19 protein-coding genes and 3 pseudogenes are annotated in these 22,732 nt (G+C 34.3%); 5 read left to right on the forward strand and 17 right to left on the reverse strand.

Annotated elements, in window-relative coordinates; translation table 11 throughout:
- Window positions 1-3: 3 nt before the first annotated feature.
- Together FYC62_RS08910 and FYC62_RS08915 are read left to right on the forward strand one after the other, a co-directional pair.
- Window positions 4-1,008 carry a bifunctional riboflavin kinase/FAD synthetase gene (locus FYC62_RS08910; RefSeq protein WP_149074694.1) on the forward strand — a complete coding sequence of 335 codons (1,005 nt, stop codon included), beginning with the start codon at window positions 4-6 and terminating at the stop codon, window positions 1,006-1,008.
- An 11-nt stretch (window positions 1,009-1,019) separates the two neighbouring features.
- Entirely contained in the window at window positions 1,020-2,096 is a 1,077-nt protein-coding gene (locus FYC62_RS08915) for a DUF2157 domain-containing protein (RefSeq protein WP_240534695.1), read from the forward strand.
- 58 nt (window positions 2,097-2,154) lie between these two features.
- Here FYC62_RS08915 and FYC62_RS18165 read toward each other — a convergent pair.
- Both FYC62_RS18165 and FYC62_RS08925 read right to left on the reverse strand, forming a co-directional pair.
- A pseudogene (locus FYC62_RS18165) lies at window positions 2,155-2,687 on the reverse strand (YceI family protein).
- A 76-nt stretch (window positions 2,688-2,763) separates the two neighbouring features.
- Window positions 2,764-3,381, reverse strand: a complete 618-nt coding sequence (locus tag FYC62_RS08925; protein WP_149074695.1) for a LysE family transporter — start codon at window positions 3,379-3,381, stop codon at window positions 2,764-2,766.
- A gap of 95 nt (window positions 3,382-3,476) precedes the next feature.
- Between FYC62_RS08925 and FYC62_RS08930 the strand changes: the two genes are divergently transcribed.
- Window positions 3,477-4,415, forward strand: coding sequence for a DMT family transporter (locus FYC62_RS08930; protein ID WP_149074696.1), 939 nt, complete (start codon window positions 3,477-3,479; stop codon window positions 4,413-4,415).
- Between the two features lie 52 nt (window positions 4,416-4,467).
- Here FYC62_RS08930 and cysN read toward each other — a convergent pair whose 3' ends face one another.
- From cysN to uvrA, 9 genes and pseudogenes are all read right to left on the reverse strand, one after another.
- Window positions 4,468-5,715, reverse strand: a complete 1,248-nt coding sequence (cysN, locus tag FYC62_RS08935; protein ID WP_149074697.1) for a sulfate adenylyltransferase subunit CysN — start codon at window positions 5,713-5,715, stop codon at window positions 4,468-4,470.
- Window positions 5,715-6,605, reverse strand: a complete 891-nt coding sequence (gene cysD, locus FYC62_RS08940) for a sulfate adenylyltransferase subunit CysD (RefSeq protein WP_039447799.1) — start codon at window positions 6,603-6,605, stop codon at window positions 5,715-5,717. The genes cysN and cysD overlap by 1 nt, the downstream gene beginning before the upstream one ends.
- An 82-nt stretch (window positions 6,606-6,687) precedes the next feature.
- Entirely contained in the window at window positions 6,688-7,398 is a 711-nt protein-coding gene (locus FYC62_RS08945; protein ID WP_149074698.1) for a phosphoadenylyl-sulfate reductase, read from the reverse strand.
- A gap of 44 nt (window positions 7,399-7,442) precedes the next feature.
- On the reverse strand, window positions 7,443-8,957 hold the full coding sequence (locus FYC62_RS08950) for a TSUP family transporter (RefSeq protein WP_149074699.1): 1,515 nt from the start codon (window positions 8,955-8,957) through the stop codon (window positions 7,443-7,445).
- Between the two features lie 17 nt (window positions 8,958-8,974).
- On the reverse strand, window positions 8,975-11,080 hold the full coding sequence (locus FYC62_RS08955; protein WP_149074700.1) for a HEPN domain-containing protein: 2,106 nt from the start codon (window positions 11,078-11,080) through the stop codon (window positions 8,975-8,977).
- Window positions 11,081-11,298: 218 nt separating this feature from the next.
- Window positions 11,299-11,730: an RrF2 family transcriptional regulator gene (locus FYC62_RS08960; protein WP_039447813.1), complete on the reverse strand. Its 432-nt coding sequence runs from the start codon at window positions 11,728-11,730 to the stop codon at window positions 11,299-11,301.
- Window positions 11,731-11,844: 114 nt separating this feature from the next.
- Complete coding sequence (locus FYC62_RS08965) at window positions 11,845-12,147, reverse strand: OsmC family protein (protein ID WP_240534696.1); 303 nt, start codon at window positions 12,145-12,147, stop codon at window positions 11,845-11,847.
- 124 nt (window positions 12,148-12,271) lie between these two features.
- Complete coding sequence (locus tag FYC62_RS08970; protein ID WP_149074701.1) at window positions 12,272-13,441, reverse strand: trans-sulfuration enzyme family protein; 1,170 nt, start codon at window positions 13,439-13,441, stop codon at window positions 12,272-12,274.
- A 125-nt stretch (window positions 13,442-13,566) separates the two neighbouring features.
- Window positions 13,567-16,358 (reverse strand): annotated as a pseudogene (gene uvrA / locus FYC62_RS08975) (excinuclease ABC subunit UvrA).
- Window positions 16,359-16,672: 314 nt separating this feature from the next.
- Here uvrA and FYC62_RS08980 point away from each other — a divergent pair.
- Window positions 16,673-17,257, forward strand: a complete 585-nt coding sequence (locus FYC62_RS08980) for an RNA polymerase sigma factor (protein ID WP_039447825.1) — start codon at window positions 16,673-16,675, stop codon at window positions 17,255-17,257.
- Window positions 17,258-17,338: 81 nt separating this feature from the next.
- The gene (locus tag FYC62_RS08985) at window positions 17,339-17,533 is read left to right on the forward strand and encodes a hypothetical protein (RefSeq protein WP_149074702.1); all 195 of its coding nucleotides are present in this window, start codon (window positions 17,339-17,341) and stop codon (window positions 17,531-17,533) included.
- A 37-nt stretch (window positions 17,534-17,570) separates the two neighbouring features.
- Here the strand turns inward: FYC62_RS08985 and hemJ are convergent, their stop codons facing one another.
- The 6 genes and pseudogenes from hemJ to hemL all read right to left on the reverse strand — a co-directional run bounded on the left by hemJ (window position 17,571) and on the right by hemL (window position 22,731).
- Window positions 17,571-18,110: a protoporphyrinogen oxidase HemJ gene (gene hemJ, locus FYC62_RS08990; RefSeq protein WP_149074703.1), complete on the reverse strand. Its 540-nt coding sequence runs from the start codon at window positions 18,108-18,110 to the stop codon at window positions 17,571-17,573.
- Window positions 18,111-18,221: 111 nt separating this feature from the next.
- Window positions 18,222-19,258 (reverse strand): annotated as a pseudogene (gene hemE / locus FYC62_RS08995) (uroporphyrinogen decarboxylase).
- Window positions 19,255-19,770: a hypothetical protein gene (locus tag FYC62_RS09000; RefSeq protein ID WP_039447835.1), complete on the reverse strand. Its 516-nt coding sequence runs from the start codon at window positions 19,768-19,770 to the stop codon at window positions 19,255-19,257. The pseudogene hemE and the gene FYC62_RS09000 overlap by 4 nt, the downstream one beginning before the upstream one ends.
- Before the next feature lie 5 nt (window positions 19,771-19,775).
- On the reverse strand, window positions 19,776-20,477 hold the full coding sequence (locus FYC62_RS09005; protein WP_026904638.1) for a response regulator transcription factor: 702 nt from the start codon (window positions 20,475-20,477) through the stop codon (window positions 19,776-19,778).
- Between the two features lie 12 nt (window positions 20,478-20,489).
- Window positions 20,490-21,353 carry a sensor histidine kinase gene (locus tag FYC62_RS09010; RefSeq protein WP_039447837.1) on the reverse strand — a complete coding sequence of 288 codons (864 nt, stop codon included), beginning with the start codon at window positions 21,351-21,353 and terminating at the stop codon, window positions 20,490-20,492.
- 1 nt (window position 21,354) lies between these two features.
- Entirely contained in the window at window positions 21,355-22,731 is a 1,377-nt protein-coding gene (hemL, locus tag FYC62_RS09015) for a glutamate-1-semialdehyde 2,1-aminomutase (RefSeq protein WP_149074704.1), read from the reverse strand.
- Window position 22,732: the final 1 nt, after the last annotated feature.

The following is a 22,732-nucleotide window of genomic DNA, read 5'->3' on the forward strand; positions in this document are numbered from 1 at the left end:
ATCATGAAGATTTATAATCATATAAATGAGTTTAAGAAGCTAGATAACGCTGTAGTTACCATAGGTACTTTTGATGGTGTACATCTAGGGCATCAAAAAATAATTGGAACACTTGTTGAAGAAGCTGTCAAAACAAACGGAGAAACGGTTATCCTTACTTTTTTTCCGCATCCAAGAATGATTCTTCATCCAGAAGATCATCAGCTAAAACTTATCAATAATATGATAGAAAAAGCTGCTTTACTAAGTAGCTTAGGCGTAAACCATCTAATTATAACGCCCTTTACCAGAGATTTCTCTAACCTAAGTCCAGAGAACTATATTAAAGACATTCTTGTTGATAAAATTGGAACCAAAACCATCATTATTGGTTACGACCATAGGTTTGGTAAAGACCGTAGCGGAAGCTTAAAAGAGCTTCAACATTTCTCAACTACTTTTAATTATAAAGTTGAAGAAATACCCGAGCAAGATATTAACGATGTTACCGTTTCATCAACCAAAATAAGAGAAGCCATTTTAGCTGGAGATGTAAAAACAGCTCATGATTTTATGGGGCACCCTTTTTCTTTAACCGGAAAAGTTATCAAAGGCGACCAAATTGGACGTACCCTTGGCTACCCTACCGCCAATTTATTTATTGAAGAAAACTATAAACTTATTCCGTCTGACGGGATTTATGCTGTTGAAGTTTTCATTAAAAAGAACCGTAACAAAAATCAAATTATAGGAAACCCTTTCTATATTTCTACCGATGCTAAACTTGATGTTACCGAAGTTCAGAAATTTAGAGGCATGGCTTATATTGGGCACAGACCAACCATTAACGGAATGAGCCAAAATATTGAAGTTAATATTTTTGATTTTGCCGATGATATTTACCACCAACATATTCAATTAGATTTTCTTCACTTCATTAGACACGATATAAAATTCGGAAACCTGGAGCAGCTTACCGCTCAACTAGCTAAAGATAAAACTGCTGTAGAAAAGATATTTGTATCTTAAACTTATAGCTATTGGCTGATATTTTGCCAGCTAATTTTAAAGGGCTAAATATGAATATAGACCGCGAGAAAGCAGATTTTTTAGATGAGATGATAGATTACTGGAAGAAAGAATCTATTATTGAAGAAGAAACTGCCGAAAAGCTAAAATCTTCTTATGAAACCAAAGCATTCGACTGGCGCAAATTAGCACAATACGCTATTTATATTGCGTTAGCTTGTGGCGTATTTGCTTTAGGCTCTCTCCTTATTGATGATGACATCTTGAATTTCATTTATCAAATTTATGATGCTCCAAATTACATCATCAGTTTATTTTCTTTTGCTATAGCCGCTTGGGTACTATATAGAGGTAATAAAAGAAGAGCAACATTCCCTAAACAGGAATTCACCAATGAAGCCTTACTTTTTATTGGTGTTATGCTAATTGCTAATGGTTTAGCTTATTTAGGAAAATCTTTTCAGGGGAATGCAGATAGGTATTCTACTATCTTCCTGATGGCGATACCTGTTTATGCATTTTTAGGTTATTTCTTTAAATCTAGGTTGATATGGGCTTTTGCCTTATTCTCGTTAGGTGCCTGGTTTGGTACAGAAAGCAGCTATCTATCTAGAAGTAATTTTTATTTCCTGGGGATGAATTACCCTTTACGCTTTGTTTGTTTTGGAGCTATTTTAACTGCCTTATCTTTTACCTTAAAGAATATCAAGAAGCACCAATTCTTATTCCAAACCACTTACTTTATTGGTTTATTATACTCATTTTCTGCACTTTGGCTCTTATCAATTTTCGGAAATTTTGCTTCTATAGACCAATGGTATCAGGTAAACCAAATACAGCTTTTTGCTTGGGCTTTACTTTCTATTTCCATCTGTATCCTTACCCTATTTATTGGCTTTAAATTTAAAGATGAAATGGCTAGAGAGTTTGGGGCTACCTTCCTCATCATTAACTTATACAGTAGGTTTTTTGAATATTTTTGGGATAGCTGGCATAAAGCTTTATTCTTCTTTATTTTGGCAATTTCTTTTTGGTTGATTGGGCGTAAAGCAGAGAAAATCTGGAATGTTGAATTTCTAAAAAAGTAAAAGCCCTCCAAATTTGAAGGGCTTTAAGATATATTAGTGTGTTAGTGTGTGTTCTAAATTATGCTTGTTTTGTAAATTGTACGTTAATGGTTAATTTAATTTCATCGCCTACAACAATTTTACCTGCCTCGGTTACGCCATTCCAAGTTAAGCCAAATGCAGTACGGCTGATTTTACCTGTTACCTCAAAACCTGCTTTTTCTTGATTATAGAAATCTGTTGCTGTTCCACCAAATTCAACATCAAGCGTAACTGGTTTAGTTACATCTTTTATAGTTAAATGCCCTTCTAATTTATAATCATCGCCACTTTTGGTAAAAGCAGTTGATGTAAATTTCATAGCTGGATATTTCTCTGCATCAAAAAATCAGCAGATTTTAAGTGATTATCTCTATCCGTTTGGTTGGTATCTATACTGGTAACATCCAAAGAAAAATCAATAGATGCGTTAGTGAAATCTTCGCTTTCTGTACTTAAGTTACCATCAAATACTTTAAAAGTACCTGTTACGGTAGAAATTACTAAGTGCTTAACTTTAAATTGCACCTCTGAGTGCATAGGGTCTACAACCCATTTTCCAATGTTTGACATATGCTTTTTATTTTAATTTAAAATCTAATATACATGTTTAAACATCTAAATACAATAATTGTTTTTTTATTAGAATTTATTTAAAAAATACAAGCTTTACAATATGAATAATTGCTAAAGCAAAGAATATACAAGCTACGCTTTTATTAATTATTTGGTGACTTAAAGCAAATTTATTTTGGATGTATTGGGCAAATTTAGCGAATAGGTATAAAGCAGAAAAAGCACCTATAGCAGCTCCAACGGCAAAAATTTCTAATCCAAAACCCTCCGTGGTAATCCATTGATGAGATATAAGATAGGTTCCTCCAATCATCCAGAAAGGTATTTGCATAGGATTAAATATTCCTAAGATGATACCGGTTTTAATGCTGTCTCTTTTTCTGTGGTTGGTATTTTGCTTTAATTCTTTTTTTGCGTTGCTCCAACTACTGGTTCCTAAAATGATAAAAACAGCTATTAATACCCAATCTAGCCAGTGCATCAAATCTTTTTTTGTAGCAAACCATTCTGCGAAGCGCATCAACACATAAGTAAAACAAGCCTCAAAAATAGAAAATGTGAGTATAAATACCAATGCTTGTTTCATGCCTTTATTCACAGACATTTGAACAGCCGTGAGGTTAATATTGCCGAAGGGCAAATAACCTACAAAGTTTACAACTACAGCAACTATAAAGGTGAGTAAAAACATGGCTGCAAATATATATGGCTTATTTCATATTAACTCTAATAAAAGAGACGTTTTTTCTATGAGTTAAAATAATACTTTTGCAAAAAAAATATCACATGTCTCATCCTTTAAAAGCAATTCTTTTTGGTTTACTCTCGGCCTTATTTTTTAGTGCTACTTATATTTTAAATAAAAGTATGGCTAGTGCCGGAGGAGATTTCTTATGGTCGGCTTGTTTAAGATACATCATTACCTTACCCATTATTTTAATGGTAGCCTTATTAAGTAAAGGTGGTAAAACTATGTTTAAAGCAGTTTTTAACAACCCTTTACCTTGGTTATTATGGGGAAGTGTAGGTTTTGGGCTGTTTTATATCGCCTTAACGGCAGCAGCCTCTTTTAGTCCGGCTTGGTTGGTTGCTGGTACTTTTCAAACTACCATTATTGCGGGTTTACTTCTTTCTCCATTAATCTATAAAGATGAGCGAAAAATCATCCCCAAAAAGGCTTTTATAGCAACCTGTATCATCCTATTAGGCGTAATAATTTCTCAAATTGGCGAGGTTAAATCATCTTCCTTGCTTTATATCCTTATTGGGGCTTTATTAGTGATGTTTTCTGCCTTTATGTTTCCTTTAGGCAATAGAATGATTTTACTATTTCAAGAAAAAGAACATATTAAACTAAATGCCATACAACGTGTTGCGGGGATGACTTTAGGATCTATGCCTTTATGGTTAATAGTTGCCGCTATAGCTTACTTTAGAAGTGGTGCGCCATCATCTTCAGAGGTTGTACAATCGGGTATAATTGCTTTATCGTCTGGTGTAATTGCTACTGTTTTATTTTTTAAAGCTACAGAAATGGCGGGTAGCAATACTTCTATTTTAGGTGCGGTAGAAGCAACACAATCTGCCGAGATTGGCATTACCTTAATGTTAGAGCTTTTATTCTTAAATGGAAAAGCACCATCTACATTAAGTATTTTAGGGATGATATTGATAACCTTAGGTATGTTGTATTATACCAAAATATCATCGGCTAAAAGCCATTAAACAAAAAAGCTGCTACATTTCTGCAACAGCTTTTACCATCATAAATTATATTTTAAAGTGCTGCTCTTAACATTAAAGCACCAACGGTTACATTGGTTCTACTATCAATAATAATGGCACCACCGTTTCTCTTATTTACATCGTAAGCATCAAAAGCCAATTCATCAGCTGTTTTAATTTCTACCCTACCAATGTCATTCAATCCAAAAGCATCAGCGTTTACTTTTTCTAGTGTATTGATATTTACTTTGTATAGTATCTCTTGAATTTTGCATCGCGTAAGCTTACTATTATGCTGAATAAAATAGGTAGCTGATGTATCTAATTCGCGAGTATCCATCCAGCAGATATCAGCCTCAATTAAATTAGAAACTATAGGCTGTCTTTCGGCCTCAGAAATCATATCTCCTCTACTGATATCTATCTCATCTTCTAAATGCATGGTAATAGATTTTCCTTCTTCTGCAATGGCATGCTCGCCATCAAAAGTTTCAATTTTTGAAATTTTTGATTTCATACCAGAAGGTAATACTTTTATCGTATCTCCTACTTTAAAAGCACCGCTTGCCACACGGCCGGCATAACCTCTATAATCATGAAGCTCTTCTGTTTGTGGCCTAATTACCCATTGTACTGGGAAACGAGCTGGTAAAAGCGCATCCATTTCTCTAACAGGTACCGTTTCTAAATGGTCTAACAAGCTTTTGCCTTTATACCATGGCATGTTTAAAGAGTTATTAACGATGTTATCTCCTTTTAACGCACTTACAGGGATAAAAGTAACTTCATGCAAATTCAATTTAACAGCTAAAGAGTGGTAATCTGCGTGGATTTTCTCAAAAACTTCTTCACTATAATCAACCATATCCATTTTATTTACGCAAACTACCACATGCTCTAAAGCAAGTAGAGAAACTAAATAAGAATGGCGGATGGTTTGCTCTATCACACCTTTACGAGCATCTATCAGAATAATAGCTAAATCTGCGTTAGAAGCACCTGTAACCATATTTCTGGTATACTGGATATGACCAGGTGTATCAGCAATGATGAACTTACGTTTCTCTGTTTGGAAATATTTATAAGCAACATCAATTGTAATTCCTTGTTCACGTTCTGCTTTTAAACCATCGGTTAAAATGGCTAAATCTATAGAACCATCATCGTTTTTACGACTAGAGTTTTGGATAGCTTCTAATTGATCTTGTAAAATAGATTCTGTATCGTACAGCATTCTACCAATTAAGGTACTTTTACCATCATCAACACTTCCTGCTGTTAAAAATTTTAAAATATCCATTAGAAATATCCTCCTTTTTTACGGTCTTCCATAGCCGCTTCTGAAACTTTATCATCCATTCTGGCACCACGCTCACTTATTTTAGATTGTGAAATCTCTAAAATAATATCATCTATTTGGTCTTTATCAGACTCTACAGCGGCGGTACAAGTCATATCACCAACGGTTCTAAATCTTACTTTTTTTCTGGTGATGATATCTTCTTCATCCATATTTAGATATTCTGAAGCTGCCATCCATTGCCCGTTACGCATAATCACGTCACGTTCATGAGCAAAATAAACAGAAGGTAATTCTATGTTCTCACGTTTGATGTAATTCCAAACGTCAAGCTCTGTCCAATTACTAATTGGGAATACCCTAACATTTTCTCCTTTATGGATTTTTCCGTTATAGATATTCCAAAGCTCTGGGCGCTGGCGTTTTGGATCCCATTGGCCAAACTCATCACGAACAGAGAAAATTCTTTCTTTAGCTCTCGCTTTTTCTTCGTCTCTTCTAGCTCCACCAATACAAGCATCAAACTTACCTTCTAAGATGGTATCTAAAAGTGTAACCGTTTGTAAAGCATTTCTACTAGCATTTTTGCCTGTTTGCTCTATTACTTTTCCTTGGTCTATAGAATCTTGAACGTACCCAACAATAAGTTTTTCTCCTAATTGTTCTACCAATTTATCTCTAAACTCTATGGTTTCAGGGAAATTGTGGCCTGTATCAATATGTACCAAAGGAAAAGGAAATTTTCCCGGACGGAAAGCTTTTTCTGCCAATTTCACAAGGGTAATAGAATCTTTACCTCCCGAAAATAAAAGTGCAGGCTTTTCAAATTGCCCTGCAACTTCTCTTAAAATTGCAATTGCTTCTGCCTCTAACTGATCTAAATAATCCATATTTTAATGCTAAAAGCTGAAAGCCTAAGGCTAAAAGCTTCTTATAAATTTTTATGTTTTTTCTACTTTTGGCTTTTCGCCTTTAGCTTTTCGCTTCTAAATCATGCAAACCGCATTCTTTTTTGCTTTGGTCTTCCCACCACCATCTTCCTGCTCTAAAATCTTCTCCTTCTCTTACGGCTCTGGTACATGGTGCACAACCTATGCTAGGGAAACCTTTGTCATGTAAAGGGTTATATGGGATGTTGTTTGTAGCAACATACTTTTTAACGTCTTCTAATGTCCAATGAAAAATTGGGTGCACTTTTACCAATTGATGCGCTTCATCCCACTCTACCCAATCCATATCTTCACGGTTGGTAGATTGATCTGCCCTGATACCCGTTATCCAAATTTTTTGCCCCTTTAAAGCTCTATTTAAAGGTTCTACTTTTCTTATACCACAGCAGCTTTTTCTATTTTCTACCGATTCATAAAAACTATTTGGCCCTTTGGCCGATACAAACTCTTGTAACAAAGCCGCATCAGGAAAATAGGTATGAATAGGCTTTTGATAGGTTTCTAAAGTCCTATTCCACACATAATAAGTTTCTGGAAATAATCTTCCTGTTTCTAAAGTAAATACCTTTATGGGTAGGGCTTTAGTAAAAATCATGTGCGAAATTACTTGGTCTTCCCAACCAAAACTTGTTGAAAAAACAATCTCTCCCTCGTAGCTTTTAGCTAAGACTGCTAAAACCTCTTCAGGACTAAGACCTTTTATAATTTCTTTTATTTCTTCTGCTTTATTCATGTTAAAATTTCGGCAAAAATACAATTCTTAAACTTTATAAAACCCTATGCTAAAAATTTCATGATAAAACCAATGATATTTTTGCTGCTAGCTAAAATCACAATGATACCTACTGCAAACATGATGGTTTTGGCTGATATCTTATTTGATACTTTAGCTGCTATAGGCGATGCTATGGCGCTTCCTAAAACTAAACCGCTTACGGCGTACCAATGTAAATCATTCAACATGGTAACAAAGGTTAAGGAGCTCATTAAAGCCACAAAAAACCTACTCAGTTTAACCGAACCTAAAGAATAACGAGCATTTCTACCACCAGCAATAAGGGTTGATAATACAATAGTACCCCAACCACCGCCACCAACAGCATCTACAAAACCACCTGTAAAGCCTAAAGGCGCTACTTTCGTGATTTTTTTCTTTGCTGGCTCGTTTTTTCTTCTGTTAGCTATAATAGCTTTCCTGATGATAATCACCCCTAAAACAAAAGTGTAAACAGAAATTAGGGGTTTGGTATAATGACTGTAATGTTCTAAAGACGATAACAAAAACGCTCCTATAACCGCACCTATAATCCCAGGAATAACCAACATTTTAAAGAGTTTCTTATTTACATTACCCATTTTAAAATGCATCCAGCCGGCTATACCATTACTTAATATTTCTGAGATATGTACTGCCGTACTAGCTGATGCAGGAGGAATCCCCATAGAAAGTGAAAAAGTTGTAGAAGTTACGCCGTATGACATCCCAATAGCACCATCAACCATAGCGAAAATAAAACCTGCTATTAAAAAATAATAGAAGTATGGATTAACGGTAAGCAAGTAATTCTTAAAAGCCGGGTCTTGATTCCAAAGGGCAAAAAATGTTATCCCTGCAAAGGCCAGAACAGTTATCCAGATAATCCAACCTAAAGCTTTAGGAGAGATTTTCTGTTTAGGCTCTTCATCAACCAAACTAGCGGTAACTTCATTTAGCTTTTTAACTTTATAAGCGAAATCTCCTGTTAAGGTATTTCTTATTTTATTGATGTTATCTAGAGTTTGGTCTAACTCATCTGGTAAACTTTCGTTTAACACCTGTTTTAGTCTTTTTGCTACCGTTGGCGATTTACCATTGGTAGAAATAGCAATTTTAAGATTTCCTTTTTTTACAATTGAGCCTAAATAAAAATCGCATAGATGAGGTGTATCAGCAACATTAACCAATATGCCATTTACCTTGCATAATTGCTGTATTTGTTGGTGAAGCTCGTAATTATCGGTGGCTAATATCACCAGCTCTTTACCTTCTAAATCTGATACCTGAAATTGACGTTGAATAGTTTTTACTTGCGGATGTTTCTCTAACAAAGTAAAAACTTCGTCTAAATACCTATCTGCAACTACGGTAATATTTGCATCAGGACTATTGTTTAACATAGCTTCAAGCTTTTCTAAACCTACATTACCACCACCTACCAATAAGGTATTGAAGTTTTGCAGCTTTAAGAAAATAGGAAAAAGCTGATTTCCAGCCTTTTCCTTTTCACTATCTTGAGCTAATGTTTGATTCATTTTTATGTTGGTAGCTATTATGCGTTTGCAGATTTCTCTAACTCCGGTTGATTTCTGTGATTTTTAACTTTCTCAAGAAAATCATTTGCTTGTGCAAGGTAAGACTCTGCAAAAGCTGCTGTAGGCTCATTTTTATTGATTTCTAAAACTAAATCGCTAAAAGGACCATCTACAAACTGTCCTTCAAAACGCTCTGTAAATTCTTTGATGATACCAGATTGTGTACTGCTATTCACTCCCAAATCTAACAATAATGCTTTAGCACCACTAACAAATACGCTATAAGAATAGTAAATAGCATCGGCCCAAGCTTGTTTTTCATAAGCTTCTACTGCCCAGCTAAATTTCTCTTCAGCTTCAAATATTAAAGTAGCTACTAAGTCTATTACAACACCAGCACACTCACCAACCCCAATAGCCGTTTGGAAAGTTTCTTCATGTCCCCAATCAACAAAATCACTATCGGTAAACAAAGTGCTATCTGCCAAAGGCTTTAATAATTGATAGAAATAATCTTTTCCTTTTTCATCGTAATAAGCGTGGAATGTTTGGTTTTCTGATGCATTTGTATGAAAATCATCCAACACATTCCTTAAAACCTGTGGTGCTCTTTTAGATGGAACTTTTAAAACTTTATCTGCTGCTCTGCCTAAACCATCGCCAACAATACCACCACCTAAAAGTACTTGTACCGCTGGTAAAACTTTACCATTGGCTTTTAAAGAACTTCCGTGGAAACCAATATGTGCTAAACCATGCTGACCGCAGCTATTCATACATCCACTAATTTTAATTTTGATATCTCTATCGTAAATCAACTCTGGATATTCCTCATAAATTACTGATTCTAAAATACGGCTTAGCTCTGTACTGTTAGAGATACCCAAATTGCAAGTATCTGTACCCGGGCAGGTAGTCACATCGGCAACGCTATCAAAACCTAAAGCAACCAGATTTAATGATTTTAAAACATTATACAAAGCAGGTAAATTTTCTGCTGGCACATATTTTAAAAGTAAACCTTGGTTAATGGTGATTCTAATCTCATCTGCAACTAAATTCTTGATACCATCAATCAATAACCTTGCTTGTGCAGTAGGCATATCGCCAGTGCTTACTTTTATATAAGCCCCAAAAAAGCCTTCTTGCTTTTGCTCGAAAGTATTGGTAGCTACCCATTTTTGGTATTCAACTTCATCTATAACGGTTACTTGCTCAGTAACTTTTACTGGTAAAACCGGAGTTTTAACGGTATCTCTGTTGATTTTAAAAGTCTTAACTTTTATAGCGGTCTTTTCTTCTTCAACTAATCTTAAAACTTCGTCTATCCCGATTTTATTAACCAAGAACTTCATACGAGCTTTATTTCTGTTATTACGCTCGCCATATCTATCAAAAACACGAAGTACAGCTTCTCCAAAAGGGATAATATCGTCTTCATGCATAAACTCGCTTACTACATGCGCTAAAGAAGGTTGTGCACCCAAACCACCACCTAGTAAAACTTTGAAACCTCTTACTTCTTGGCCGTTCTCTATTTTCACTTTAGGGATAAAACCTAAATCATGAATAAAAGAGAAAGCAGTATCATCATCACTTGAAGAAAAAGAAATCTTAATTTTTCTACCCATTTCTTGGCAGATAGGATTTCTTAGAAAATACTCGAAATATGCCTGTGCATAAGGAGAAACATCAAATGGTTCTTTAGGATCTATTCCTGAAGTTGGCGATGCTGTAACATTTCTTACCGTGTTACCGCAAGCTTCTCTTAAAGTAATATCATCTTCTGCAAGTTTTGCCCATAATTCTGGCGTTCTATCTAAACTTACATAATGAATTTGAATATCCTGACGGGTAGTAAAATGCAGATTTTTTGATGCATACTCATCGGAAATATCTGCAATTTTTAAAATTTGCTTAAAAGTAACTTTACCAAAAGGTAATTTGATACGAACCATTTGAACACCAGGCTGTCTTTGGCCGTAAACGCCTCTGGCCAACCTTAGACTTCTAAATTTTTCATCATGAATTTTTCCTTCACGAAAAGCTCTAATCTTTTGTTCAAGATCTATAATTTCTTTTTCTACTAAAGGATTTTCAAGTTCTGTTCTAAAGCTTTGCATAATATTTTTATATAAAAAAACCTCCCTGAAACAAATCAGAAGAGGTTTTCAATTAACACACTAGAAATAATATTTTGATGTGCTTGCTCTCCTGTACCCACCTCAACTATTTATTTTTTGCAGGTAAAATTCAACTGTAAACCATCAAACTAATTTTGACTTCTGCAAATATATATAAAGTATACAGAATTAGTAGACATTTTTTAAAAAAAATCAGCTTAGCCAGCTAATCTTTTCTCCTTAGCAATTAAATCTGCGATGGTAGTCTCAGATAAAATTTTTAAAGTTGCGTCTCTTACATCTTTAAAAGTATCTCTGATACCGCAAGTGCTTTCCTCTTTACACTCATCGCAACGTTGATAAAAATTTAAGCTTACGCAAGGTAATTGAGCTATTGGCCCCCCGGTCAAGCGCATTACTTGCACAAGATTTATCTCTTGAGGATCTTTTAATAAAGAATAACCACCGCCAGCACCTTTTTTACTGTATAAAAAGCCAGCATTACGCAACTCGAGCAAAATTTGTTCGAGAAATTTCTTAGGAATTTTCTCTGTTTCTGCAATAAAAGAAATATTAACAGATTCTTTCTGGTAGCGTTCTCCTAAAGCAATAAGTGCTCTAATAGCGTATTTGGTTTTCTTGGATAACATTTTAATTTATTTCTATAGCATAGGTAATATCAACACCGCCTGCTGCAAGCATATCATGTACAGAGCAGTATTTTTTCACAGCCAATTCTGCTGCCTTTTCTACCTTTTGCAAATCTAAGTTACCTTTAAATTTAAAATCATATGTATAGAAGTGAAAACTGCTGGTATACCATCTTTTCTTTGGGCTTCTACTACCACTTTTAAATCTTCTATAACTTGTCTTTGTTTTTTTAGTATTGATATTAAATCTAAAGAACTGCAAGACGCTAACGCCATTAAAACTAGCTCCATAGGTCTTGCGCCTAAACCTTCACCGCCAATTTCCGGAGAACCGTCTATATGTACTTTAATATCACTAAAACTACTTGCAGCTTCGAAATGTACTGCATCGTTAACTCTATTTAATTCTACTTTCATTTTTTAGATATGAGTATGGAGATGTGAGCTATGAGACTTGCCTATCGTGAGATAAATTAACATATCGCATAACTCAAATGACCTTAATTCTAACTATTAACTAATGAACTATATACTAATGAAATTACCTACTAACCTCTAAAGCTTTAGAAATATCCTCCACAATATCATCAATATTTTCTAAACCCACAGAAATCCTGATACTACCTGGAAAAATACCAATTTGCTTACGCTCTTCTTCTGATAATTTAGAGTGCGTAGTTGATGCCGGATGTGTTGCAATGGTTCTTGAATCTCCTAAATTTGAAGAAATCAAAACCATTTCTAAAGCATCTAAGAAACGCTTTGCTCTTTCAAAACCACCTTTTATAACAAAAGTTACAATTCCACCGCCTTGTTTCATTTGTCTTTTTGCCAAATCATATTGTGGATGCGATGGTAAATGCGGATACCTAACTACTTCAACTTCTGCACTAGCTTCTAAAGCTTCTGCTACTTTTAAAGCGTTGCTACAATGCCTATCCATTCTTACAGGTAAAGTTTCTAAGCTTTTAGATAATAGCCAAGCGTTAAATGCAGACATGGCTGGGCCTGTATGCCTAATGAAGAACATCATCTCCTTAATTAAATCTGCTTTCCCGGCAACAATACCACCTAAAACACGTCCTTGTCCGTCCATATATTTTGTGGCAGAGTGACTCACAATATCAACGCCGTAAGCGATAGGCTTTTGTAGATATGGGGTTGCAAAGCAATTATCTACATTGATAATAATGTTTGGATACTTTTCTTTGATTTTACAAAGCCACTCTAAATCAACCAGCTCAAGACCTGGGTTTGATGGCGTTTCTAAGAAAATCATTTTAGTGTTTTCTTGTATAGCTGCTTCTAAACCTTCTGGATTTGCAGCATCAACATAAGTTGAGGTAATACCCCATCTAGGAAACAAAGTTGTTAAAAGCTGATGGGTAGAACCAAAAATAGAACGGAAAGCCACCACATGATCGCCACTTTTTAATAAGCCAGCAAATGATGCAAATACAGCCGCCATGCCAGAAGAAAAAGCCAAACCTGCCTCTGCTCCTTCTAAAGCGCATACTTTTTCAATAAACTCGGTTGTGTTGGGGTTAGAGTATCTTGAGTAAATATTCCCTTGTATTTCATCAGCAAAAATAGCTCTACCTTGTTCAGCATCATCAAATATAAAACTTGATGTTAGGTATAAAGGAACAGAATGCTCTCTGTTTTGTGATCTTGCTGCTTGTGTTCTTATTAATTTTGATTCTTCTTTCATCTTTATTCAGTTGTCAGTTTTTAGTTGACAGTTATCAGTTTCTCGTTGTCAGTTGACCATTGCCAGTTTTAGTTAGCCTTCCAAACTTCGGACTTCGGACTTCGGTCATCAAACCTCTGTCTTCATCAAAACCTCTCTCTCAAATATTCCCCAGTATATGATTTTTGTTCTTTGATGAGCTGTTCTGGTGTGCCTTCAAAAACTAGGTTACCACCTTTATCGCCACCTTCTGGGCCAATATCTATTATCCAATCTGCACATTTTATAACATCCATATTATGCTCTATCACAATAATAGTATTGCCTTGCTCTATTAATGCTTCAAAAGATTTTAGCAATTTTTTAATATCATGAAAATGCAAACCTGTGGTTGGCTCGTCAAAAATGAATAAATTTTTGTGACTATTATTACCTTTTATAAGAAAAGATGCCAATTTTATCCTTTGTGCCTCGCCTCCAGATAGCGTATTTGATGATTGTCCTAAGTGTACATAACCCAAACCAACATCTGCCAAAGGTTTTATTTTATTGATGATTTTTTGCTCAGATTCAAAGAATACCAAAGCTTCATCAATGGTCAAGTCTAAAACCTCTGATACCGTTTTATCTTTATAAGTAACATCTAAAACGTGTTGTTTAAAACGTTTTCCTCCGCAAGCTTCACATGGCAAGAATATATCTGCCATAAATTGCATCTCTATTTTCACCTCGCCTTCGCCTTGGCAAACATCACACCTACCCCCTCAACGTTAAAAGAGAAGGCCGCTGGTTTTAATCCGGCTGCTTTAGCCGCAGGTTGTGCTGCGTATAAAGCTCTTATCTCATCCCAAGCCTTAACATAAGTAACCGGATTTGAACGAGACGAACGCCCTATTGGATTTTGATCTACCAACTCAACCTGATTTAATAAATCATAAGCCCCTTCTATACCATCATACAAACCGGTTTGCTCACCAGAATAATTACCTAAAACTTTTTGTAAAGCAGGAAATAAAACTCTTTTTACCAAAGATGTTTTACCCGAACCCGATACTCCTGTAACAGCAGTTAATACATTAAGCGGAAATTTTACATTGATATTTTGAAGATTATTTTCTCTTGCTCCTTTTATTTCTATAAAATCTACTGGCTTTCTTCTATTCTTAGGAATAGCAATTGCTTCTCTTCCACTCAGGTATTTACCGGTTAAACTCTTCTCATCTTTAAGAATCTGTTGGTAAGAGCCTTCGAAAATTAAATTTCCCCCTTGTGTACCTGCTTCGGGGCCAATATCAATGATATGATCTGCGGCTTGCATAATTTCTTCCTCATGCTCTACTACCAAAACGGTATTACCAACATCTCGTAAAGATTTTAAAACACCTATCAGTCTGTTAGTGTCCCTTGGGTGTAAGCCTATACTTGGCTCATCTAAAACATAAACAGAGCCTACCAAAGAACTGCCAAGAGATGTTGCCAGGTTAATTCTTTGCGACTCGCCACCGGATAAGGTGTTGGATAAACGATTTAAAGTTAAATATCCTAAACCAACCTCGTTTAAAAAAACAACTCGGTTAGTGATTTCTAATAACAATCTTTTAGAGATTTTCTGCTGCTGCTCGTCTAATTCGATATGTTTAAAAAACTCCAGAAGTTTCTCTAAAGGCATTAAAACCAAATCTGTAATAGAAAAGCCATTAACCTTAACATAAGCAGCATCTGGACGTAAGCGTGTACCCAGGCAGTCTGGACAATTGGTTTTACCACGATAACGTGATAGCATTACCCGATATTGAATTTTATAGGTTTGTTCTTCTAGATATTTAAAAAATTCATCTAAGCCTTCGAAATATTTATTCCCTTTCCAAAGCAATTTACGCTCTGCAACGGTTAACTGGCTAACAGGTCTGTGAATAGGAAAATCAAATTTTGATGCATTTTTAATGAGCTTATCTAACCATTCTCGCATCTTTTCGCCACGCCAAGGAGCTATAGCACCATCATAAATAGATTTTGATTTATCTGGGATAACCAAATCTTCATCAATACCTATTACTTTTCCGTAACCTTCGCATTTTGGGCATGCTCCGTAAGGATTATTAAAGCTAAAGAAATTTGGAGTTGGCTCCTCAAACTTTATCCCGTCTAACTCAAACCTATCTGTAAAATGCTTTCTATCATCGCTATAATCAACAAAGCAATCGCCTTTACCTTCAAAAAAAGCAGTTTGTACAGAGTCTGCAATTCTACTTAAAGTTTCATCTTCTTGATTGGTTACTACCCTATCTATCAGGATTAAGATTGCATGCTCATCGGCTAAATATTCGTTCTTAATGCTAGCATCTTCCAAGATGGCTTCAACCTTTTTTATCTCACCTTTAAAAACAACTCTGGCGAAGCCTTTCTGCAATAATACAGCTAACTCTTCTTTTAAAGTTCTGTTATTGTGTGGATGTAAAGGACATAAAATAGTAACTGTAGACTCTTCAGGTAAGGCCGATATGTAATTTACAACATCAGTAACCGAGTCTTTTTTAACAACAGCATCAGAAATCGGGGAAATCGTTTTTCCTATTCTACTAAAAAGCAGCTTTAAATAATCGTAAATTTCTGTTGATGTACCCACGGTAGACCTTGGGTTAGAAGTAATAACTTTTTGCTCAATAGCAATTGCAGGCGCAATACCTTTGATATAATCTACATCAGGCTTGTTCATCCGACCTAAAAACTGCCTTGCATAAGAAGATAAACTTTCTACATATCTTCTTTGCCCCTCGGCATAAAGTGTATCAAAAGCTAAAGACGATTTTCCTGATCCAGACATACCTGTAACTACTACAAGTTTATTTTTTGGTATGGCTACATCAAGATTTTTTAGGTTATGAACCCTTGCCCCTTTTATAATTATATTGTTTACCGAGTTTTTATCTTCTATCATCCTTATACAAAAGTAGGGCTTCTAAAAATTGTTTTGCACTTTATTAAGTATTTTGACTTATTTTTAATATATCTTGTAAATATGTAGCAAATTAACAAAAGCTAACGTATTAAGACTTTAATTAGCTTTTGGATTTTTTATCTCAATTGATTAAAATAATATATCTTATAAAAAACTTGATGATAACATTTTGATTTTTATAAAATTATTATTTCATTTGGTAAAAATAAATTTAACAACTCAAATTTTTAGCTTATAGAGAAAACTCTTACTTAATTAGAACTAACACAAGGAAGAATTAACTAGGAGGAATTATGAGCTATCAAACCAAATCAGACCAAGAACTGGTACATCTTTACATTAAGGGTAAAGAAGCTGCTCTAACAGAATTAATTACCAGGCACAAATCCAGAATATATACATCTATTTATTTATTAGTAAAAGATGAATATTTGGCTGAAGATATTTTTCAAGACACTTTTATCAAAGTTATCAAAACCCTAAAACAAGGTAGATATAACGAAGAAGGTAAGTTTTTACCGTGGGTATTAAGAATAGGCCACAACTTGGTTATAGATTATTTTAGGAAACAAAAAAGATCACCCGTTATTACCAATACCGATGGTTTTGACATTTTTGATGTTTTAGGTATTTATGATGAAAGTGCAGAAGACAAAATGGTAAAAGAGCAAACTTACCAAGACTTAAAACAACTGATTCATTTATTACCATCTGAACAAAAAGAGGTATTAATTATGAGACATTATGGCGATTTATCTTTTAAGGAAATTGCAGATTTAACTCAAGTAAGCATAAATACTGCTTTAGGAAGAATGCGTTATGCACTAAATAATTTGCGCAAAATGATTACAGAAAAAGAATTATCATTAAAAAATTGATTTTTTATTTGGCTGTAAAATAATAGCAGCAGCTAAACGTTTCTATCTTATATTTTTAACAAATTTTAACAGTTAAAGCTTATGATAGAAACTTTTACACAACAAAACTCTGAATTGTTTGACGAACAAAATAACGAGGAGGAAACTGCTATGAAAAATTTTACTAAAGAAGAGCATCTGTTTTACGAACAGTTAAAACCTGCTTTAAACAAACTGATTAAAAATCCATCAGAAGAAAGTATAAACAGGATTTTAAAATACTCCAAATCGTTATAAACAAAAAAGCCTCTTGTAATTTGAAGAGGCTTTTTTGTTATGTTTTATTTTTTAGTCGGTAATACTTATAAACTTTAACTGCCGACATGATGACTGCGCTAAAAACAATCAGTCCGATTAATCCGTAAAGCCAATCTACTGCACTTTTCAAAACTACAGTAAAAACTATAGCTACCAGAAAAATGGTTGCTAGCTCGTTCCATAACCTTAATTGGGTACTTGTCATTTTAAAAACGCCGTTTTTTAGCTGCTTGATAATTCTACCGCATAAAAAATGATAGATAAGTAAACCTACTACAAAAGCTATTTTAACTTGCATCCAGCCGGTTTGTAATAAACCCGGATTTAAATGTAGCATAGTTAAACCAGCCAAAACACTTAATAACATAGCTGGTGTAGTGATAATATTCCAAAGTTTAGTTTCCATAACCTGAAATTGCTTTTGCAAAATATCACGCTCTATAAGAGGTCTTTCATTAGCTTCTGTATGATAAATAAATAACCTAACGATATAAAAAAGCCCTGCCATCCAACTAACAACAAATATGATATGTATTGATAAGACGTAGGAATACATGTTATAATTTTTTTATCAGATTAAAATCTTACTTGAATAAAATCTATGTTAGTGATAAAACCACAATCCAGAATTCTCTCTCCTTTTGAGAGGGATTTAGGGTGTGGCTTTTTAATATCTAAACTCTTTTACTACTTCAATAGCATATTTAACATTATCAAAAGGAATATCAGGCATAATACCGTGTCCTAAATTAAATATAAAGCCTTTTTCGCCACGCATACGTTCAAAAAGCCTATGGATTTTTTCTTTGATAACCTTTTTATCTGCATAAAGAATAAATGGATCAAGATTTCCTTGAACTGCCATTCCTTGTGGCAAACGTTGTTTAATATCTCTCAAATCAACATTCCAATCAATAGAAATAACATCTGGTTTGGTTTCTGCCATAAGTGGTGCAAAAACAGAACTTCCTTTACAAAAAGAAATTACAGGAATATCTTTCCTATTTAGTTTACTAATAATTTCATTGATATAACGATGAGAAAACTCAGTATAATCATCCCAGCTTAATGCCAAAGCCCAACTATCAAATATCTGAACTGCGTTAACGCCAGCTGCTATTTGCAGATTTAAATAATCAGCAGTTACCGTTGCAATTTTACTTAAAAGCTTATGCGCCAATTCTGGATGATTATTAATCATCAACTTTGTTAATTTAAAATCTTTAGAAGAACCGCCTTCAACCAGATAGCTCATCACGGTAAAAGGTGCTCCGGCAAAACCAATTAAAGGAATTTGCTTATCGCCCAAAGCGCTTAACCTTTGCTGAATAACCTTAATAGCATCTGCAACATACTGTAAACGATGGGTAACATCAACTTCTAAGGCATCAATATCTTGAGCCGTTCTTACCGGATTGGCAAACTTAGGCCCAACGCCTTGCTCAAAACTTAAATCGCCCCCATAGCCTCTCCTGTAACCAGTATATCTGAAAACAAAATAGCGGCATCTATACCTAATAAATCAACTGGTAACATGGTTACATCAGCAGCAATTTCTGGTGTTTTACACATTTCCAGAAAAGAATATTTGTTTTTAATCTCCCAGTACTCTGGCATAAATCTACCTGCCTGACGCATCATCCAAACTGGTGGACGTTCTGTTTCCTGAGATAAAGCTGCTTTAATAAATAACGAATCCTTCATTTAATTTGATGTAACTCTTTTTCTAAATTTTTTAATATGCTTTGTTGTCTAGCTGGTAAAGGTATCTTTTTTGCCTCTGCTATCCATAACAAACCTTTGTCTTTTTGCTTATTTCTAAGATTGATATTAGCCAAATGCATAATAGTTGTACCTAAATCTTGCACTTTAAGACCAGAAAAGGCTGCTTTTTCTAAATGCTGCTCAGCAGTTTGATAATCCATCTGGTGTACAGCTATACAACCTAATAAATACTCGTAATAAGGTTTTCTCTTTTTACTTAGATATTGTGGCTTAGCAATACTTAAAAGCAGATTTTTAGCTGCTTCGTAATCTTTATTTCTAAACTGTTTAGCTGCTAAAATAATAGGCCCTTCTTTAAAATAACCCCAAATAACTAAGCCAATAAATAAAAAGCTTAATGCTGCAATTTCATAAACCTTTAAAGTTATGGCCAATATAGCCACAATCAAAAGCAAGAAACCAACTAACCACCTAGCTTGATTACTAAACATGTTGCTTAAGCATCAGTAAATTTATAACCAACGCCTCTGATAGAGTGAAAATAAATTGGATTTTTTTGATCTGGTTCGAAATATTTTCTGAACGTAAGAATAAAATTATCTATGGTTCTTGTTGATGGATAAACATCGTAATTCCATACAGTTTCTAAGATTTGCTCACGAGAAACTGCCTCATTCTTACGCTCTATCAATAACTTTAAAAGCATGGTTTCCTTTTTAGTCAAAGGTGTTATAGTGCCATTTTCATGCTTTAACTCGAAAGAATTGAAATAAATAGTTTTATCTCCTATTTTATAGGAGTTGATTTCCTTTAAATCATCCCCCTTCATACTTCTTTTGATAAGATTATTTACTCTTAAAATAAGCTCTTCTAAATTGAAAGGTTTTGTTAAATAATCATCAGCACCTTTTTTAAGTCCCGTAACTCTATCTTCAGAAGTATTTTTAGCTGTTAAGAACATGATAGGTACCTCACTATTTTCTAGTCTGATAGTTTCAGCAACCTGAAAACCATCTATCTCTGGCACCATAACATCTAAAATGATAAGATTAAATTTTTCTTCTTTAAATACTTTTAAAGCTTTTTTACCGTCGGTTACAGCTCTTACAAAAAAACCTTCCATTTCCAGGTTCAATTTGATGGCTTCAAGAAGATGCTCTTCATCTTCCATCAATAATATTCTTTGTTTATTTACCATAATTGTAATTTTTTATCCAAAAGAAACTTCAAATACAGTTCCGCTTGGTTTATTATTCTTTACTTTAATAAGCGCTTGATGATTTTCTAGCACTTGTTTCACAATAAATAAACCCAAACCTGTGCCTTTAGTTTTACGTGTATTTTCGCTACCTACTCTGTAAAACTTATCAAATATCTTAGGCTTTTCTGCATCTGGTATACCCATACCTAAATCGGCAACTTTAAAGCATACTTTCCCATTACTTTTACGCTCTAAACTTACGTGGATAGGCACACATTCTGGCGAATATTTTACTGCGTTTTCTATTAAATTCGTCACTACAGAAGCCATAGCAAACTTATCACCAGTAATGAAAATATTAGGCTCTATTTGCGTAATTAAGGCTTCTTTGTTACAAACGTGTATCTGTAATCTAGCTACAATTTTCTCTATTAATTCTGATAGATTAAGCTGCTCTTTAGGGAAACTGTATGAATTATTTTCAATTTTAGATGCTAGCAGCATATTTTCAACTAAATCGTCTAATCGTTCTATATCTAAAAGTGATTTACCAATGAAATTCTTTTGAGTTTCTTGATCTAAATCCCTTTTCTGGATAGTTTGTAGATACAATTTTATAGATGCTAAAGGCGATTTCAACTCATGAGTTACAGAAAGTAAGAAGTTTTTCTGCTGTGCATTCATTTTTTTTTCTCTATTGATAGCCTTGTGTAATTTATAAGCTCCAAAGCTCATTAGAGAGATAAAAACAAAGCCTTCACCAATCACCATACCTCTTCTAATAGGTTCTAGCTCTATCAATAAGGTTGCCCACCAAAATAATTGTGCAATTACATAGAAAACTAAAACGTAAAATATGGTTAGCGGTTTCATATTACCTGGTTCTAAATACTAAATCTAAAGTTTCAAAAATTTGTCTTTTTGCCTTCTCTAAATCTACTTTATTATGCGCTGCCGATATAAAACCTACTTCGTAACCAGATGGGCCAAAATAAATACCTCTGTTAAGTAGTTCTTTATGCATCATTTTAAATTTTTCCATGCTAGCAGGATCAATATCTTCTGCAGTTTGGATTTTATCTTTATCCGTAAAGGCAAACCAAAAGATAGAACCTATGGTAAATACTTTAAATTTATAATTTTTAGCAGTAGCATAACGCTGTATAGAATCTGCAAACTCTTGGGTTTTATTGTTTAATTCTTTATAAAAGCCAGATTTACTGAGTTCGGTTAATTGAGCAATACCTGCTGCCATAGCAACCGGATTACCAGATAATGTACCGGCTTGATAAACCCCACCTTCTGGAGATATATTAGACATAATAGCGGCTGAAGAAGCATAAGCTCCTACAGGCAATCCTCCGCCAATTATTTTACCGTATGTAACTATGTCTGGCTGTATATCATAATATCCTGCAGCACCTTCAAAACCTACTCTAAAGCCAGAAATCACTTCATCAAATATTAATAGAGCGCAGTTTTCATTACAAATATCTCTTACAAATTGCAGAAAATCTTTGTCTTGTAAAAGTAAACCATTATTAGCTGGCACTGGCTCTATAATAACTGCTGCAATTTGCTCTTTGAAATCTTCAAAAGCCTTTTTTAAAGCTTCCTTATCGTTTAGTGAAACTACAATAGTTTCATTAGCAAATGATTTAGGTATCCCAGCGGATGATGTTTCTCCAAAAGTCACCAAACCAGAACCTGCTTTTACTAAAAGAGAATCTGAATGGCCATGATAACAACCTTCAAATTTGATGATTTTATCTCTTTTGGTAGTACCTCTTGCTAAACGGATAGCAGACATTACGGCTTCCGTACCAGAACTCGTAAATCTTATTTTTTCTATGTATTTATTATTTGAGATAATAAGCTCTGCTAATTCATTTTCTAAGGCTGTAGGAGCGCCAAAAGACATTCCATTAGCCATAACTTCAATAACTTTTTCTCTTACTTTAGCAGGATTATGACCTAAAATTAAAGGACCCCAAGAACAACAAAAATCAATAAACTGATTTCCATCTGCATCCCATAAATAGCAACCATCACCTTTTTCTATAAAAAGAGGTGTTCCATAAACAGATTTAAAAGCTCTTACCGGTGAATTTACTCCACCTGGGAAAAAAGTTTTTGCTTTTTCATATAATTGAGCAGACTTTTCTCTGGATATATCCGGTTTTGCACCAGAAGTTAAGGATGTAGTTTCTTCCTCTCCGCTACTAAAAATCTTTTTTATCGAATCGAACATC

The organism is Pedobacter aquae, assembly GCF_008195825.1.
Lineage (GTDB): Bacteria > Bacteroidota > Bacteroidia > Sphingobacteriales > Sphingobacteriaceae > Pseudopedobacter > Pseudopedobacter aquae.

Coding starts and splice junctions, on each gene's coding strand:
- FYC62_RS08910 (WP_149074694.1), top strand. CDS start 4: ATGAAGATTTATAATCATATAAATGAGTTTAAGAAGCTAGATAACGCT.
- FYC62_RS08925 (WP_149074695.1), bottom strand. CDS start 3,381: ATGTTTTTACTCACCTTTATAGTTGCTGTAGTTGTAAACTTTGTAGGT.
- FYC62_RS08930 (WP_149074696.1), top strand. CDS start 3,477: ATGTCTCATCCTTTAAAAGCAATTCTTTTTGGTTTACTCTCGGCCTTA.
- cysN (WP_149074697.1), bottom strand. CDS start 5,715: ATGGATATTTTAAAATTTTTAACAGCAGGAAGTGTTGATGATGGTAAA.
- cysD (WP_039447799.1), bottom strand. CDS start 6,605: ATGGATTATTTAGATCAGTTAGAGGCAGAAGCAATTGCAATTTTAAGA.
- FYC62_RS08945 (WP_149074698.1), bottom strand. CDS start 7,398: ATGAATAAAGCAGAAGAAATAAAAGAAATTATAAAAGGTCTTAGTCCT.
- FYC62_RS08950 (WP_149074699.1), bottom strand. CDS start 8,957: ATGAATCAAACATTAGCTCAAGATAGTGAAAAGGAAAAGGCTGGAAAT.
- FYC62_RS08955 (WP_149074700.1), bottom strand. CDS start 11,080: ATGCAAAGCTTTAGAACAGAACTTGAAAATCCTTTAGTAGAAAAAGAA.
- FYC62_RS08960 (WP_039447813.1), bottom strand. CDS start 11,730: ATGTTATCCAAGAAAACCAAATACGCTATTAGAGCACTTATTGCTTTA.
- FYC62_RS08965 (WP_240534696.1), bottom strand. CDS start 12,147: ATGAAAGTAGAATTAAATAGAGTTAACGATGCAGTACATTTCGAAGCT.
- FYC62_RS08970 (WP_149074701.1), bottom strand. CDS start 13,441: ATGAAAGAAGAATCAAAATTAATAAGAACACAAGCAGCAAGATCACAA.
- FYC62_RS08980 (WP_039447825.1), top strand. CDS start 16,673: ATGAGCTATCAAACCAAATCAGACCAAGAACTGGTACATCTTTACATT.
- FYC62_RS08985 (WP_149074702.1), top strand. CDS start 17,339: ATGATAGAAACTTTTACACAACAAAACTCTGAATTGTTTGACGAACAA.
- hemJ (WP_149074703.1), bottom strand. CDS start 18,110: ATGTATTCCTACGTCTTATCAATACATATCATATTTGTTGTTAGTTGG.
- FYC62_RS09000 (WP_039447835.1), bottom strand. CDS start 19,770: ATGTTTAGTAATCAAGCTAGGTGGTTAGTTGGTTTCTTGCTTTTGATT.
- FYC62_RS09005 (WP_026904638.1), bottom strand. CDS start 20,477: ATGGTAAATAAACAAAGAATATTATTGATGGAAGATGAAGAGCATCTT.
- FYC62_RS09010 (WP_039447837.1), bottom strand. CDS start 21,353: ATGAAACCGCTAACCATATTTTACGTTTTAGTTTTCTATGTAATTGCA.
- hemL (WP_149074704.1), bottom strand. CDS start 22,731: ATGTTCGATTCGATAAAAAAGATTTTTAGTAGCGGAGAGGAAGAAACT.